General features: G+C 68.2%; 13 protein-coding genes. 7 read left to right on the top strand and 6 right to left on the bottom strand.

Features of this window, described 5'->3' with window-relative positions; translation table 11 throughout:
• On the bottom strand, window positions 1-303 hold a 303-nt coding region (locus tag VFG33_RS22485; protein ID WP_325054897.1), incomplete at its 3' end, for a hydrogenase maturation nickel metallochaperone HypA/HybF.
• 101 nt (window positions 304-404) lie between these two features.
• Window positions 405-1247, bottom strand: coding sequence for a hypothetical protein (locus VFG33_RS22480; RefSeq protein ID WP_325054896.1), 843 nt, complete (start codon window positions 1245-1247; stop codon window positions 405-407).
• Window positions 1248-1423: 176 nt separating this feature from the next.
• Between VFG33_RS22480 and VFG33_RS22475 the strand changes: the two genes are divergently transcribed.
• The 3 genes from VFG33_RS22475 to VFG33_RS22465 all read left to right on the top strand — a co-directional run bounded on the left by VFG33_RS22475 (window position 1424) and on the right by VFG33_RS22465 (window position 5489).
• Entirely contained in the window at window positions 1424-3040 is a 1617-nt protein-coding gene (locus VFG33_RS22475; RefSeq protein WP_325054895.1) for an N-acetylmuramoyl-L-alanine amidase, read from the top strand.
• Entirely contained in the window at window positions 3037-4251 is a 1215-nt protein-coding gene (locus VFG33_RS22470) for a SpoIID/LytB domain-containing protein (protein WP_325054894.1), read from the top strand. Before VFG33_RS22475 ends, VFG33_RS22470 begins: the two co-directional genes overlap by 4 nt.
• A gap of 128 nt (window positions 4252-4379) precedes the next feature.
• Window positions 4380-5489 carry a glycoside hydrolase family 76 protein gene (locus VFG33_RS22465; protein ID WP_325054893.1) on the top strand — a complete coding sequence of 370 codons (1110 nt, stop codon included), beginning with the start codon at window positions 4380-4382 and terminating at the stop codon, window positions 5487-5489.
• Here the strand turns inward: VFG33_RS22465 and VFG33_RS22460 are convergent.
• Entirely contained in the window at window positions 5486-6349 is an 864-nt protein-coding gene (locus VFG33_RS22460; protein ID WP_325054892.1) for a peptidylprolyl isomerase, read from the bottom strand. The genes VFG33_RS22465 and VFG33_RS22460 overlap by 4 nt on opposite strands.
• 84 nt (window positions 6350-6433) lie before the next feature.
• Window positions 6434-8203, bottom strand: coding sequence for an acetyl/propionyl/methylcrotonyl-CoA carboxylase subunit alpha (locus tag VFG33_RS22455; protein WP_325054891.1), 1770 nt, complete (start codon window positions 8201-8203; stop codon window positions 6434-6436).
• Window positions 8204-8365: 162 nt separating this feature from the next.
• Here VFG33_RS22455 and VFG33_RS22450 point away from each other — a divergent pair, with 162 nt between their 5' ends.
• Window positions 8366-9292, top strand: a complete 927-nt coding sequence (locus VFG33_RS22450) for an SMP-30/gluconolactonase/LRE family protein (protein ID WP_325054890.1) — start codon at window positions 8366-8368, stop codon at window positions 9290-9292.
• Between the two features lie 67 nt (window positions 9293-9359).
• On the opposite strand, the gene VFG33_RS22445 is transcribed toward VFG33_RS22450, so the two are convergent.
• On the bottom strand, window positions 9360-10814 hold the full coding sequence (locus VFG33_RS22445) for an Nramp family divalent metal transporter (protein ID WP_325054889.1): 1455 nt from the start codon (window positions 10812-10814) through the stop codon (window positions 9360-9362).
• A gap of 89 nt (window positions 10815-10903) precedes the next feature.
• The gene (locus tag VFG33_RS22440) at window positions 10904-11344 is read right to left on the bottom strand and encodes a YdeI/OmpD-associated family protein (protein WP_325054888.1); all 441 of its coding nucleotides are present in this window, start codon (window positions 11342-11344) and stop codon (window positions 10904-10906) included.
• 321 nt (window positions 11345-11665) lie between these two features.
• On the opposite strand from VFG33_RS22440, the gene VFG33_RS22435 reads away from it, so the two are divergent.
• The 3 genes from VFG33_RS22435 to VFG33_RS22425 all read left to right on the top strand — a co-directional run.
• Window positions 11666-13048 carry an MFS transporter gene (locus tag VFG33_RS22435; RefSeq protein WP_325054886.1) on the top strand — a complete coding sequence of 461 codons (1383 nt, stop codon included), beginning with the start codon at window positions 11666-11668 and terminating at the stop codon, window positions 13046-13048.
• Window positions 13045-15165 carry a molybdopterin oxidoreductase family protein gene (locus tag VFG33_RS22430; RefSeq protein WP_325054885.1) on the top strand — a complete coding sequence of 707 codons (2121 nt, stop codon included), beginning with the start codon at window positions 13045-13047 and terminating at the stop codon, window positions 15163-15165. Before VFG33_RS22435 ends, VFG33_RS22430 begins: the two co-directional genes overlap by 4 nt.
• On the top strand, window positions 15162-15776 hold a 615-nt coding region (locus tag VFG33_RS22425), incomplete at its 3' end, for an FAD-dependent oxidoreductase (RefSeq protein ID WP_325054884.1). The genes VFG33_RS22430 and VFG33_RS22425, both read left to right, overlap by 4 nt.

Raw genomic sequence — 15776 nt, 5'->3', positions numbered from 1 at the left:
CAACTGCTGGCCACTGAGGATGTCGAGATCCGCGCTGCCACACGGGCACAGCATGATCGGTTCGTCCAGGGCGAACTCTTCACCGCATTTTCGACAGTACGCCCGGCCGGGCGGCTCGTCGATGTCCAAGCGGGCGTCCTCGAGGCCGGTGCCCTGGGCCACGATCTCGAAGCAGAACCGGATCGAGTCCGTCACCACCCCGGACAGCATCCCGATCTCCAGGCGCACCGAAGCCACCTGGGAGTCGCCGACCTTGTCGACGATCGCATCGACCACGCTCTCCGCGATGGCGAGCTCGTGCACCCTTGCGACGGTAGGCCGATCCACCACCCCCGACAAGCCCGCTAACGCAGAACCACCCCGGGCTCGGACAGCCCGGGGTGGTTCTGCGTAGTACGTGCGAGCTAGAAGTCGCCGCCGCCGAAGTCCCAGCCGCCGGAGTCGCCGCCGAAGTCGCCGTCGCCACCGAAGTCGCCACTGCCGCCATCGCCACCGTCGCCGCCGGCGTCTCCGCCACCGTCGCCGCCGCCATCTCCGCCACCCTCGCCGCCGCCTGCGTAGTCGCCGTAGCCGCCGCCGGCGAACATGCCGCCGAGCATCGTGCCGAGGAACATGCCTGTCATCACGCCGCCGAGGGCACCGAACATGCCTTGTGCGTAAGGCGCGTAGGCCGGACCGGCCTGCCAGTACGGAACCCGCTGCGGGCCGACCATGACCTTGCGGATGTCCGGCTCGGCACCGGCGCGGACCCGCTCGGCGTCGGCCGCACAGGCCGGCACCTCACGCGGTGCGCCACCAGGCGGGGACCACAGCACGTCCTCGACCGACGGGCCGTGCTGCGGGTTGAAGAAGCAGGACGGACGCCGCTGCGGCAGCGGTTCGCCGTTCACCCGGGCGCGGACGCACGCCATCGCGTACCGGCCGTCCTCGAGGATCTCGATCACGTGCTTGATCTGCTCGGCCTCGGTGACCTGTCCGACCGCCTGCTTGGCCGACTCGTAGGAGTCGAGCGCGCGCTGGTAGTCCTGCCGGGCCCCGTCGCCGAGGTCCTTGCCGACCATGTCCAGGTCGAGGTCCTGCAGTTCCTCGCCGAAGCGGGTGATGTCCTCGTCGGCGGTCTTCTTCACCGACTCCAGTTCGGCGGAGGTGACCTGGTCACGCTGCTTGGTCTGCAGCTGTGTACGTCGGTACGAGCGATAAGCCAGTACGGCGATCACGACGACCGCGATCAGCAGGATTGCTTCCATCTCGAGCCTTCCTCAAATGGTGGTGCGACGAGCCTACCGGGCGGCGGAAATGGCCCGGAAACGCGCACACCCCGCCGCGCCACGCAGGGTGACCAAAATGCACCGGATCCGGTCACTCCTTGCGCATAATCGATTACCGCTGCCTCATCAAGCATCAGATCGGCCGGAGGCTTTCCATGGGCACGACCCGACCCCTGAGACTCGCCTTGATCGCGGTGACAGGCCTCGCCCTGTTCGTGCCGCTGATCCAGGTCGCCTGGAACCACCCGACCCCGGCCGCCGGAACCCCGGTCGCCGGCGAAGCACCCCGAGCTGTCGACGCGTCGTACCAGGAGATCCCGCTGCGGTCGGGCCCCGGTGCCTACGCGACGACCGAGGCGCCGCAGACCAAGCCGTTCGGACTGGTCGGGGTGACCTGGCCTTACCGCAAGAGCTCCACGCAGGTAGAGGTGAAGATCCGCGTGCAACGCAACGGCGTGTGGTCTGCCTGGGAGAAGCTGCCGGTGGAGGACGAGCACGGTCCCGCCGCGGCCACCACAGAAGGGCAGGAGCGCTCCGGCACCGAGCCGCTCTGGGTCGGCGACGCGAACGGCGTCGAGGCATCTCTCGCCACGCTCGACGGTACGACGGTCAACGACGCCAAGGTGGTTCTGATCCAGCCCGGCACCCTTGCGACCGACGCGGCCCCGCCGATCCCGGTCGTCTCGAGTCAGGTGGACAGCCGGGCGCCGTACCCGATTCCGGCGATCATCGGCCGGCGCGGCTGGGGCGCTGACGAGCGGCTCCGCAGTCACAACGGCGCGGCGTGCGCGAAGCCGAAGTACACCAGCACGGTCCAGGCCGCCTTCGTCCATCACACGGCCGATCGCAACAACTACACCAAGGCGCAGGTGCCCGCGATGATCCGCGGCATGTACGCGTACCACGTGAAGAGCCGTGGCTGGTGCGACCTCGGCTACAACTTCCTGGTCGACAAGTTCGGCCGCGCCTGGGAGGGCCGGTACGGCGGGATGCAGCTGCCCGTGCTCGGCGCGCACACCGGGGCGTACAACGCGAACTCCTTCGGTGTCTCGCTGATCGGCAACTTCGAGAAGACGGCTCCGTCGGCGCAGATGCTGGAGATGACCGCCCGGATCGTCGCCTGGAAGCTGGACGCGAACTACCGGGGCCCGCTCGGACAGGTGATCCTTGCCGGCAGCAAGCTTCATGTCGTCTCGGGGCATCGCGACACCAAGGCGACCGCGTGCCCGGGCAACAACCTCTACTCCAAACTCAGTTGGCTGAAGCAACGAGTCAACACCCTGATGAGCAAGGGCGTCTCGACCGAGATCTACCAGTACGCGCAGAAGCTCGGCGGCTTCAAGAAGACCGGTCAGCCGTTCTGGGGCGAGCACCCGACCCGCTCGGGCCGGGCCACGTACTTCGGCGCCCGTGACATCTACTGGTCCGCTGCCACCGGCGCCCGCTCCGTCCAAGGCGGCTTCCGCGCCCAGTACCGCCGCTACGGCCCGGACGGCGTGCTCGGCATGCCGGTCGCGGAACAAGGCAACGGCGCAGTGCCGGGGAGTCGCCTGCAGCGGTTCCGCAACGGCGCGCTGTACTGGTCGAAGGGCACCGGCATGTACCCGGTCTACGGGAAGATCTCGCGCAAGTACGGCTCTCTCGGGGCGGAGCGATCGCGACTCGGGTTGCCCACGTCAACGCCGTACAAGGTCAATGGCGGCACGCAGCAGAAGTTCCAGCGCGGCTGGCTCACGCTGAGCACGCGCACCCAGCAGGTGTACGTCTCGTGAAACGCCGGATTGCCGTCCTCCTCGTGCTGGCCACCCTGCCCAGTGGCCTGGCAGTTGCCGTCGAACCTCTCGAACCGCAGGCGAACACCACCATCACCGGCCGCGGCTACGGGCACGGCCGCGGCATGTCCCAGTACGGCGCGCAGGGTGCCGCCCTGGCAGGTCAAACCGCGAAGCAGATCCTGGATTTCTACTACCCCGGTACTGCGACCGGCAAGGCGACGGGGAACATCCGGATCCGGCTGACCGCTGATTCCACCGACGGCGTCCGGGTGGCTTCCGCGAACAAGCTCAAGGTGCGCGATCTCAAGACCGGCACCGTCTACACGTTGCCCAAGGCATCCACCCGGAACCAGTGGTCGATCGATCCACACGGCGAGCACGGCACCCGGGTCAGCTCGTTCGACGCCAAGAAGCGGACCTGGACGCTGTGGCGGACGCTGAAGGGGATGGCCCAGTTCGAGGGGCCCGCGGTGATCGCCCTGGTCCTGCCGGACGGTCGCCAGGCCGGCTACCGCGGCGTTCTCCGGGCTGCCGATACCGCCGGCGCTCACCTCGACACGATCAACGCGCTGTCCCTGGAGGCCTACCTGCGCGGGGTGGTGCCGCGGGAGGCCATCGTCAGCTGGCGACCGGCCGCGCTCCAGGCGCAGGCGGTTGCCGCGCGCACCTATTCGGCGTACCACCGGCAGCGGGCGGGGAGCCGTGCCTACGACCTGTGCGACACCATCGCCTGCCAGGTCTACGGCGGCTACGGTTCCGAGAAGGCCCCGACGAATACGGCGATCGCGGCCACGGCGGGTCAGATCCGCCTCTACCGGAACACCCCGATCATCGCGGAGTTCTCGTCGTCGAACGGCGGAGCCACGGCGGCCGGCGGCGCGCCGTACCAGCTGGTCAAGGTGGACAGTTGGGACGCGTATCCGGACAACCGGAACCCCAACGTCAGTTGGTCCGTGACCCGCACGAGCGCCCAGTTGCAGGCGGCCTTCGGGGTCGGCGCGCTGCGCAGCCTGAAGGTGACCGGCCGGACCGGGGTCGGACCGGCGGACGGTCGGGTGCTGAGTGTCGAGGCGGTCGGTGCCTCAGGCAAGAAGTTGTTCAGTGGCGATCAGGTCCGGGCCAAACTCGGCCTGCGCTCGGCCTGGTTCACCTTCGTGCCGCCGCAACCCACCACTCTTGATATACCAACTGAGCCCGAAATCGGTTGAGCGTGAAGCATTGACGCCGAATCGCTGCGGAGGCTAGAACGTGACATCGATGTCAACCGCTGCCGCCCAGGAGGATCAGGTCGATGCGAAGAAGATTTGGTATATCAACCAGGACCATCGCGGGCGGGTTGCTCGCCGTCGCGCTGCTCGGTTCGGTGCACGCGCCGGCCGCTGACGCGACGCCGACCGCAGCCGCCCGCGCCGCGACGTCGTACAAAGCCCTGACCCAGTACTTCGACGCCGGGCAGGGCTTGCTGCTCGAGGAGTACCCGAACACCCACCCGAATCCCTACGCCTACGTCTGGCCGTACTCGCAGGCGGTGATCGCGGCCGAGAACCTGGCCGGTATCCCCGGGATCGGGCGCAAGTGGTCCAGCGAGGCCGAGAAGCGGCTGGACGGCTACAAGCCGTACTGGAACGCCACGACCACGCCGAAGGGGTACGACTCCTACGTGCGGCCGCCGCTCGGCCAAGGTGGGGACAAGTTCTACGACGACAACGAGTGGATCGGCCTGAACCTCGTCCAGCACTACCAGCGGACTGGTGACCGCTCGTCGCTGGCGCGGGCGAAGGAGATCTTCGCGCTCGTCGTGCACGGCTGGGACACGGACCCCGCACACCCGTGCGCCGGCGGTGTCTACTGGACCCAGGCGCCCTGGAGCCAGGACCGCAACACGGTGTCCAACGGCCCGGGCGCGGAGCTCGGCGCGCACCTGTACCTGCTGACGAAGGACAAGTCGTACCTGACCTGGGCGAAGAAGATGTACACCTGGGCGCAGGAGTGCATGCTCGCCCCGAACGGCCTGTACTGGGACCACATCGACCTGGCCGGCACCGTCGAGAAGACCCAGTGGAGCTACAACCAGGGCGTCATGCTCGGCGCCGGCGCGTTGTTGTACAAGGCAACGGGTCAGCGGCAGTACCTGAACGACGCGAAGTCGGTGGCGAACGCGTCACTGGCCTATTACGGCAGCGAGGACCGGCTCTGGAAGCAGCCGACCAGGTTCAACTCGATCTGGTTCAAGAACCTGCTGATCCTCGACTCGATCGCGCCCGACCGCCGGTACAAGGCGACCATGCAGGCCTACTCCGACCGGGCATGGAAAGAGGCCCGCGATCCTGCCACGGGCCTCTTCCACTTCGTCGACGGACCGGTCCAGCTCCTCGAGCAGTCCGCGATGGTCCAGATCGATGCGCTCCTCGCCTGGCCGCGCAGCCGTTATGACGAACTGGCTTAGGCTGCCGCGGTAACCGAGGTGATGTTGACCGGGGTGGCGGGCTTGCCGTCGGTGGGCCCGCCCTCCGGGATCACGCCGCCGTTGGCGACTTTGTCGATCTCTTTCAGGCCGTTCACGTCGACCGTGCCGAAGGCCGTGTACGCCGGGTCGAGGCCGGAGCCGTCGCCGTACACGATGAAGAACTGGCTCCCGTTGGTGTTGGCACCCGAGTTCGCCATCGCCAGCGTGCCGCGACCGTACTTCAGTTGCGGGAAGACCTCGTCGTTGAAGGTGTAGCCGGGGCCGCCGGAGCCGGTGCCGCTCGGGTCACCGCACTGCAGGACCTGCAGGCCGGCGCCGACCGTCATGCGGTGGCAGGTGGTGCTGTCGAAGTACTTCTGCCCGACCAGGCTGAGGAAGCTCTTCACCGTGCAGGGTGCGAGGTTGCTGTCCAGGGTCAGTTGCAGCTCGCCGATCGAGGTGTTCATCGTGGCCGCTGTGGTGCCGCTGGCCTTGACCTTCCCGTTCGCCGGGGCCTTCGCCGTCTTGGCGGCAGGCTCGGTGGACGCCTTGTAGGTGCAGTCGACCTCGGCCGGGAGCGGGGTCGGGCGCTTCAGCGGCGCGGCCAGTGCGGTCGGGATCGAGGCCGGCTTGTTCTCCGCGCCGACGCTCGCGGTCGGCGTGGAAGCCGCGGCCGGGGTGTCGTCGCCGGCGTTCTGGGCCAGCACCACGACCACTCCGGCGATCACCACGACCACCGCGACGATGGCCGAGATGGTGACCGCCAGCGTCCTGCGCTGGCGGGAGCGCTCGGCCTGCCGCTCGGCCTGACGCTGCGCCTTCCGGGCCGCCAGTTGCTGCTGATGGGACTTCTTGGACATGCAGAACCTCTCCTCACCTCGCGGCAATCCTGGAGGGAACCTACCGCCCGACCCTGAGAATCGGCTGTTAATGGGGGTACAGAATCAATCTTTGATCTCGCAGATCGCCGCCCCCGCGGCCACGGTGGCGCCGACCTCGGCGGTGAGGCCGGTGACGGTGCCCGCCTTGTGGGCGTTCAGCGGCTGCTCCATCTTCATCGCCTCGAGCACCACGATCAGGTCACCCTCGGCCACGGTCGCGCCTTCCTCGACGGCGATCTTGACGATGGTGCCCTGCATCGGCGACGTCAGCGAATCACCCGAGGCGGCCGCACTCTTGCCACTGCCGCCCCCACGCTTGGTGGGCTTCTTCTTGGTCGCGGTTCCCGCTGCCGCGGAAGCACCGAGTCCTGCTGGCAGAACCACCTCGAGCCGCTTGCCGCCGACCTCGACGGTGACCCTCTCCCGCTGGTGGGGCTCCGCGACGTCCGCAGCCCCGTCGTACGGCGGGATCTGGTTGTCGAACTCGGTCTCGATCCAGCGCGTGTGCACCTTGAAGCCATCGGTACCGACGAAGGCCGGATCGCGAACGACGGCCGCGTGGAACGGCACCGCGCTCGGCATCCCTTCGACCACGAACTCCTTCAGCGCCCGGCGGGACCGCTCCAGCGCCTGGGTGCGGTCGCGGCCGGTCACGATCAGTTTGGCGACCAGCGAGTCGAACGAACCGGGCACCGTCTCACCCTGGTCGTACCCGCCGTCGAGGCGGACGCCCGGGCCGGAGGGGGCGTGCCACTTGGTCAACGTGCCGGGTGCGGGGAGGAAGCCACGGCCGGGGTCCTCGGCGTTGATCCGGAACTCGATGGAGTGCCCGCTGACGACGGGATCGTCGTACCCGAGCTCCTCGCCGTTCGCGATCCGGAACATCTCCCGGACCAGGTCGATCCCGGTCACCTCTTCGCTGACCGGGTGCTCGACCTGCAGCCGGGTGTTCACCTCGAGGAAGGAGATCAGGCCGTCCTGGCCGACCAGGAACTCACACGTCCCGGCGCCGACATAGCCCGCCTCGCGCAGAATCGCCTTGGAGGAGGTGTAGAGGGTCTTCAGCTGCTCGTCGGTCAGGAACGGCGCGGGCGCCTCCTCGACCAGCTTCTGGTACCGGCGCTGCAGCGAGCAGTCGCGGCTGGAGATCACCACGACGTTGCCGTGGGCATCGGCCAGGCACTGGGTCTCGACGTGCCGCGGCTTGTCCAGGTAGCGCTCGACGAAGCACTCGCCCCGACCGAAGGCGCTGACCGCTTCGCGGGTGGCGGACTCGAACAACTCCGGTACTTCGTCCAGCGTGCGGGCCACCTTCATCCCGCGACCACCACCGCCGTACGCCGCCTTGATCGCGATCGGCAGCCCGTACTCCTCGGCGAAAGCGACCACCTCGGACGCGTCGGCGACCGGGTTCGGGGTGCCGGGGACCTGCGGGGCGCCGACCTTCTCCGCGATGTGCCGGGCCTTCACCTTGTCGCCGAGGGAGTCGATCGCGGCCGGCGGTGGGCCGATCCAGATCAGCCCGGCGTCGAGCACGGCCTGGGCGAACTCGGCGTTCTCGGCCAGGAAGCCGTACCCCGGGTGCACCGCGTCCGCGCCGGAGCGGGCCGCGACGTCGAGGATCTTGGCGATGTTCAGGTAGGAGTCCGCCGGGGTGGCGCCGTCCAGCGAGTAGGCCTCGTCGGCGAGCCGGACGAACAGCGCGTCACGGTCGGGGTCGGCGTACACGGCCACGCTGGCCAGGCCGTCGTCGGCCGCGGCGCGCGCCACCCGGACGGCGATCTCGCCCCGGTTCGCGATCAGGACCTTGGTGATGCGCTTGCTGTCAGACACAGCTGGACTCCCTTCGGCAACGGCCTGAGTCTAGGGGCACAGGCGGCTCCCGTGGCCAGGCAGAGGATCAGGGCGTTGATCACACCTGCCGGGCGGCCTCCAGACTCGTCCGGGACTGGATAGGCTCACGGTTGACGTAGTGCCAAGCCGTGGGGAGTGACGATGACAACCATTCTCGAGGCGTCGGCCGGGACGGTGCCCGCCGAGTTCGAGAAGCTGGACGACCGGTTCGACGGGATCCGTGGAGATGCCCGGCTCGAGCGGCTGTGGACCGGGGGCAGGTGGCTGGAGGGTCCGGTCTATTCGCCGGCCGGCCGGTATCTGCTGTTCAGCGACATCCCGAACGACCGGATCCTGCGGTGGGACGAGACGTCGTACCAGACCTCTGTGTTCCGGGAGCCGGCCGGCAACACGAACGGGCACACCCTGGACGAGCAGGGCCGGTTGATCAGTTGCGAGCACGGCAACCGCCGGGTCACCCGGACCGGGCACGACGGCCGGATCCGGGTGCTGGCGGACAACTGGGACGGTAAGCGCCTGAACAGCCCGAACGACGTGGTGGTCGGGCCGGACGGCGCCGTCTGGTTCACGGACCCGGCGTACGGGATCGACAGTGACTACGAGGGCTTCAAGGGCGAGATCGAGACGGACGGTTGCCACGTCTACCGGATCTCGCCGGACGGCAAGGTCAGCCGGGTGGCCGACGACTTCGCCCGGCCGAACGGGCTGGCGTTCTCCAACGACCGCAGCATGCTCTACATCACCGACACCGAGGAAGCGACCATTCGCGTGTTCACGGTCGAGGGTGACCGGTTGTCCGGTGGTGAGCTGTTCGCCGAGTGCGGCAACGGCGCGTTCGACGGCATCCGCCTGGACGACCAGGGCCGCATCTGGGGGTCAGCCGCCGACGGCGTCCACGTCTACCACCCGGACGGATCCCTGCTCGGCAAACTCCTCGTCCCCGAAACCGTCTCCAACCTCACCTTCGGCGGCCCGAAACGCAACCGCCTCTTCCTCACCGCAACCACCTCCCTCTACTCCCTCCACACCACCGTCACCGGCGGCCCCCAGCCCTACGACGCCCGCTAAAAACGTTGCGTCCGAAGAACCTGAGGTCCTGACCTCAGGTTCTTCGGACGCTGTGGGTTCTCAGGGGTCAGAAGTTCTTCTTGATCTGGTCGATGATGGTGAAGACGGCGAGGGCGCCGAAGGCTGTGAAGGAGAACAGCATGACGGCGGTGCGAAGGCGGGTGATTCGGATCGCCCGGGGGAGGGCGCGGGAGTTCATCCACCAGAGCAGGCCGGAGTAGAAGAACATCATCGTGCCGGCCGTACAGGCCGAGATCACCAGCAGCACCAGCGGCTGGTCCAGTCCGGCCAGCAGCACGATGATGCCGAAGGCAACCAGTCCCCAGACCAGCCAGAAATACAGCTTGGACTCGCTGATGGTGGACGAGCGCAGGTAGCGGGACTTGATCATGTCCGCCGACAGCCGGGACGTGTAGTCGACGATGCCGGCCGCAGCCGCGAACAGCGAGAACGCGCCGATCGCCCAGAACAGGTAGCCGAACCAGCTGCCCACCAGGTTCTGCAGGGTGACGCCCTCGATCTTCAGGAAGCTGATGTTGTTCTTCACCGCGGAATCACCGAACAGGGTGGCGTGCGCGAGCATCGAGGTGAAGAGGATCGTCACCACGGTGATCAGGACGAACGTCATCGCCTGCTCCACGTTGGCGAACTTCCACCAGCGCCGCCAGCGGGCCAGGTTCGCCTGGTCCGGCGGGAAGGTGTAGCCGTTGGCGGTGGGATCCGCCTCCTCCTGCCCGGTGACCGGTGACGTCAGCCTGGGGACGTGGACGCCCATCCCGAAACCCTTGTCGCGGATCCAGTTGCTCTGGCAGAGGTTCTGCCCGCCGCCGGCGCCGGCGTACGCGATGGCTCCCATCATCAGGGCGAAGCCGAGCGTCTCGACCGGGAACTGCGGGTTCGTGACCGCGTCGCCGAGGGCGCTGTAGGTCTTGCCGCGGATCGCGAAGATCAGTGCCAGCACCACCAGCAGGGCGACGGCCGCGATCTTGACGAAGATCAGCCGCTCCAGCATCACGTAGACGACCGGCGCCAGGGTCAGGATCAGGCCGATCACGACCAGGATGCAGATCGCGATCCAGCGCGGATCCCCGGCGCCGAAGAGATACGTCAGCATCGAGGCCGAACTGGTCGCCCAGCCGGGCCAGAGGTTCGCGAAGTACGTCATGATCGCGAAGAACAGGCCCCAGTGCTTGCCGTAGCGGTTGAACCCGGTCAACGCTGTCTCACCAGTTGCCAGCGTGTACCGCTCGATCTCCATGTTCAGGAACCACTGGATGGCCACCCCGACGACCGCGCCCCAGAGGAAAACCAAACCCACCTGGGACGAGATGTAGGGCCAGAGGATGAACTCGCCGGATGCCAGTCCGACCCCGGCCCCGACCATGCCGGGCCCCACCACCCGCCAGGCTTCCTTGGGCGGTTCGGGCAGGTCGCGGACCTGCGGTGCGGGCAGGTTCTTGGTCGGAAGGTTGAAGCTCTCTTGAGCTGGACTGCTGTGGTCTGCGGATCTGGTGTCTGCCATGGGTTCCTCGCTCCCAGTCGACCCCCGCTTCGATCCCCGCTTCGGACCCTAGCGAAGGTCCGCGGTACGGGCGACCCGACACACAGCCGTCAGGACCTGAGCAGGTCCAGGGCCTTGGTGATGCGGCGGGCGCGGGTCTCGGGCCTCTTCGCCTCGGTGATCGCGTTCACGTGTTCGCGCCGATGGCTGAAGCTGAGGTGGTCGAAGGCCTCCCGCAGGCCGGCCTCCGTCAGCGCCGCGGCCAGGTCGGCCGGTACTTCGATCGTGCGCTCGGCGTCGTCGCGGGACACCGTGACGAGCACGGAGTCGCCCGGACCCTTGCCCAGCTCGGTGCGGATCTGCTTCAGGATGCCGAGCGCCTTGCAGCCGCCCATCGAGGCGATCGACCCGCGATAGGCGATCCCGTCGAACGTCGCCCGGACCGGGATCCTGCCCCCGCCACCCAACCGCTCGAGCACCTCGACCGGTACTTCGACGTACGCGCCGCCGCTGCCGTCGGCTTCCTGGATCACGCCTTCGAAGCTCTCCATGATCGGCACGGTACCGAGTGCCCCGTGTCGGAAGTTCTTCGGCGCTTGCGGCGCCCAGGCACGCACCTCGCGGCACTGGCGAATCATCCACGATGCTCCGCATCGAGGACGCTCCTCCAGCACCGCGATGCACGCACCTGACCACCGCAATCGCTCGAACAACATCCGACACGGGGCACTAGCCCCGCCGACATCTCTCACCAGCAGTCGGGAGGTGTGCGGGAGCCGTTTCGACGGCGTAACAACGAGATGACCACTCGGAAACACCCCGGTCATAGCGTCCTGGCCTAATCAGTGAGGTCGGATGATCGGAGACGAACGATGACGCTCGAGACACGACCGGAGACCGTCACTCCGCGCGAGCAGGTGGGCGCGGTGGGTACCGTCGAGGCTCCCAGACGCGGGCGCTGGATCGACGTCTGGGATCCCGAGGAGCCCGTTTTCTGGGCCGAGAAGGGCCGCCGGATCGCCCGGCGCAACCTGTGGCCGTCCATCTTCGCCGAGTTCCTCGGCTTCTCGGTCTGGCAGCTGTGGAGCATCGTGGTGGTCTCGCTGCCGGCCGCCGGCTTCGGCTACAGCACGGACCAGATGTTCTGGCTGGTGGCACTGCCGAGCCTGGTGGGAGCCACGCTGCGGCTGCCGTACACGTTCGCGGTGCCGAAGTTCGGCGGCCGGAACTGGACCGTCGTGTCCGCGTTGCTGTTGCTCATCCCCACGCTCGGGCTCGCATACTTCGTCAGCCGGCCGGAGACGCCGTTCTGGCTGATGGCGCTGGTGGCGGCGACCGCGGGCGTCGGCGGCGGCAACTTCGCCAGCAGCATGACCAACATCTCCTTCTTCTTCCCCGAGCGTGACAAGGGCTTCGCCCTCGGGGTCAACGCGGCGGGCGGCAACCTCGGGGTGGCCGTGGTGCAGCTCGTGGTCCCGATGGTGATCGTCGCCGGGGCGGGCCTGACGCTCGGCCGAGCCGGGCTCATGTGGATCCCGCTGATCCTCCTGGCGGCAGTACTGGCCTGGAAGCTGATGGACAACCTGTCTGCCGCAACCTCGTCTTTCCGCGCCTCGGTGGCGGCGGCGAAGCGTCCCCACACCTGGGTGATCTCGTTCCTCTATATCGGCACCTTCGGCTCGTTCATCGGCTTCTCGGCGGCCTTCCCGCTGCTGATCAAGACGACCTTCCCCGACATCACGGTGGCCCACATCGCCTTCCTCGGGGCGCTCGTCGGGTCGGTCTCCCGGCCCTTCGGCGGCAAGCTGTCGGACCTGGTCGGCGGGGCCTGGGTGACGGTGTGCGCCTTCGTGGTGATGGGGATCGGCATCCTGTCTGCGATCGCGGCGCTGAACGCGAAGAGCTTCACCGGGTTCCTGATCAGCTTCCTGGTGCTGTTCGTGGCCAGTGGCGCCGGCAACGGATCGACGTACCGGATGATTCCGGCGGTGTTCCGGCAGACGACGCGCGGGCTCGACGGACAGGTGGATCTGGTCCGGGCTCGGCGTGAGGCGGCCGCGTGCATCGGGATCGCGTCCGCGATCGGCGCGTACGGCGGCTTCCTGGTGCCGCGGGGATTCGCGATGTCGACCGGGCAGTTCGGGTCTCTCGTCCCGGCGCTCTACACCTTCTGCGGGTTCTACGTCATCTGCCTGGCTGTGACCTACTTCTGCTACCTGCGACGCGGTGGCCCGCTCAGCCTGGAGCGCGTGTGACCGCAGTCGCCACTCACTGTCCGTACTGCGCTTTGCAGTGCGCCACCACGCTGCACCCGGTCGGGCGGCCGGGTGCAGTCACGGTGCAGCCCCGGGACTTCCCGACCAATCGCGGCGGGTTGTGCCGCAAGGGCTGGACGGCTCCTGAGGTGCTGACGGTGCCAGATCGGTTGACTCAGCCGCTGGTTCGCGATGGCGCCGGAGTACTGGTGGAGACGAGCTGGGACCACGCGCTGGATTTCGTTGCCGACCGCATCCGTGCGCTGCAGGCGGCGTACGGCAACGACTCGGTGGCGGTGTTCGGCGGTGGCGGGCTGACCAACGAGAAGGCCTATGCGCTGGGCAAGTTCGCGCGGGTGGCGTTGCGGACCTCGAACGTGGACTACAACGGCCGGTTCTGCATGTCGTCCGCGGCTGCCGCGACGAACCGTGCCTTCGGCATCGATCGCGGACTGCCTTTTCCCTTGGCGGATGTGGGTGGAGCCGGGGCCGTACTGCTTGTCGGTAGCAACATCGCCGAGACGATGCCGCCGGCTGTCGCCCATCTGGCAGCTGCCCGGGCGGCCGGTGGCTTGCTGGTGGTCGACCCACGCCGTACTCCGACCGCCGGGCTGACCGAGGACGCGGGGATCCACCTGCAGGCGACTCCTGGGACAGACCTGGCGCTCGTGCTCGCTCTGACTCATGTGGTCCTGCAGGAAGGCCTGGCGGACGCGGCGTACCTCCAGGCGAGGACCGATGACCCGGACGGGTTGGTCCGATCCACAGCAGCTTGGTGGCCGGAACGGGCCGAGCGCGTTACCGGAGTACCGGCTGGGACTATTCGGCGGGCAGCGCGGGTGCTGGCCGCTGCTGCGCCAGTTCATGGGGGCGTGGGGGCGTACATCCTGACTGGGCGTGGTGCGGAGCAGCACAGCAAGGGCACCGACACGGTCACGGCCTGCATCAACCTGGCGCTGGCGCTCGGACTGCCTGGGCGGAGCGGTAGCGGCTACGGCTGCATCACCGGCCAGGGCAACGGGCAGGGCGGTCGCGAACACGGTCAGAAGGCCGACCAGCTGCCCGGATACCGCAGCATCTCGGATCCTTCGGCGCGGGAGTACGTCGCGGGCGTGTGGGGCGTGGATCCGGAGTCTCTGCCGGGACCTGGGAAGAGTGCGGTCGAGCTGATCAACGCACTCGGTACGCCGGACGGTCCGCGGGCGTTGCTCGTCCACGGCAGCAATCTGGCGGTCTCGGCTCCTCGACTGGCGTCGGTGCGGGAGCGGCTGGCCTCGCTTGAGTTGCTAGTCGTTGCGGACGTGGTCCCGTCGGAGACCGCGATGCTTGCCGATGTCGTCTTCCCGGTCACGCAGTGGGCAGAGGAGGAGGGAACGATGACCTCGCTGGAGGGTCGGGTCCTGCGCCGCAGGGCCGCGGTTACGCCTCCCGGCGAGGTGCGGAGTGATCTTGCTGTCTTTGCCGGCCTGGCCCAGCGGCTGTCCTGTGCTGCGGCGTTCCCGACCGATCCCGCTGCCGTCTATGAGGAACTGCGGATCGCCAGTGCCGGTGGGATCGCCGACTACTCGGGGATCAGTTGGGAACGGCTGGACTCGGGTGAAGCGTTGTTCTGGCCTTGCCCCGCCGAAGATCACCCGGGCACGCCGCGACTCTTCGCGGACCACTTCGGTACTCCGGACGGCCGGGCCCGGGTGGTTGCCGTTGACCACCGGCCGGTGGCGGACGACCTCCACGCCGATGCTCCCCTCTACCTGGTGACGGGGCGGCTGCTGCAGCACTACCAGAGTGGCGCGCAAACCCGTCGGGTGGCCGCGTTGGCCGAGGCGGAGCCGGAGGTGTTCGCGGAGATTCATCCTCGCGTGGCTGCGCAGCTGGGGATCGCGGATGGCCGTCCTGTGCGCTTGCGGACTGCCCGGGGCTCGATGGTCGCGGTCGCTCGGGTGACTAGCGACGTACGGCCGGACACGGTGTTCGTGCCGTTCCACTACGGCGGCGACGGCAGCGTGAACGAGCTGACCAACGACGCCCTCGACCCGATCTCGGGGATGCCGGAGTTCAAGGCCTGCGCGGTCGAGTTGAAGGCCGCGGCCTTGCCGGCGAGGCGGATCCCCGCATGAACGAGCGCGTGGTGATCATCGGCGGCGGTATGGCGGGGACGCGGCTGGCGGAGTTGCTCGGGGCGTCGTACGACGTGACCGTTCTCGGCGATGAGGGGTTCTATCAGCGGACCCGGTTGACGGAGTACGTGGCCGGTCGTGCGGCGGAACCTGTTGTCAGCAAGGGCGATCTCGCCCTGCGCGTTGATCGCGGCAATGGAGTCGTTGTCGATAGCAAGGGGATGGCGTCGTACTACGACCACCTGGTGTTCGCCACCGGGGCCGAGCCGAGCGTGCCGGCGGCGATCGAGGGATATCGCACGTTGCGGACCGCCTCGGATGCGATCGCGATCGTCGAGGAGGCTTCGCGGGTACGGCGTGCAGTGGTTCTCGGTGGCGGGGTGTTGGGAGTGGAGACGGCCTGTGCGCTGCGGGAGCGTGGAGTCGCCGTGACGGTGGTGCATGACGGGGAGACGTTGCTGGATCGGCGGGTTCGGACGTCCGCCGGGCGGAGGATCACTCGGGCGGTGCGCGAGCTTGGCATCGAAGTACTGCTCAATGCCGAGGCGGAGTCCACTGAGCGTCGGGACGGTCGGTTCCGGGCGGTTCGGCTTGCTGGTGGGAAGGCAGTG

Source organism: Kribbella sp. (genome assembly GCF_035687465.1).
Classification (GTDB): domain Bacteria; phylum Actinomycetota; class Actinomycetes; order Propionibacteriales; family Kribbellaceae; genus Kribbella.
The sequence above is the reverse complement of the archived record's forward strand: the minus strand, read 5'-3'. Positions and strand labels throughout refer to the sequence as shown.

Bases quoted from the DNA above. Each gene is read 5' to 3' on its own strand.
- VFG33_RS22480 (WP_325054896.1), bottom strand. From the start codon at position 1,247: ATGGAAGCAATCCTGCTGATCGCGGTCGTCGTGATCGCCGTACTGGCT.
- VFG33_RS22475 (WP_325054895.1), top strand. From the start codon at position 1,424: ATGGGCACGACCCGACCCCTGAGACTCGCCTTGATCGCGGTGACAGGC.
- VFG33_RS22460 (WP_325054892.1), bottom strand. From the start codon at position 6,349: ATGTCCAAGAAGTCCCATCAGCAGCAACTGGCGGCCCGGAAGGCGCAG.
- VFG33_RS22450 (WP_325054890.1), top strand. From the start codon at position 8,366: ATGACAACCATTCTCGAGGCGTCGGCCGGGACGGTGCCCGCCGAGTTC.
- VFG33_RS22445 (WP_325054889.1), bottom strand. From the start codon at position 10,814: ATGGCAGACACCAGATCCGCAGACCACAGCAGTCCAGCTCAAGAGAGC.
- VFG33_RS22440 (WP_325054888.1), bottom strand. From the start codon at position 11,344: ATGGAGAGCTTCGAAGGCGTGATCCAGGAAGCCGACGGCAGCGGCGGC.
- VFG33_RS22435 (WP_325054886.1), top strand. From the start codon at position 11,666: ATGACGCTCGAGACACGACCGGAGACCGTCACTCCGCGCGAGCAGGTG.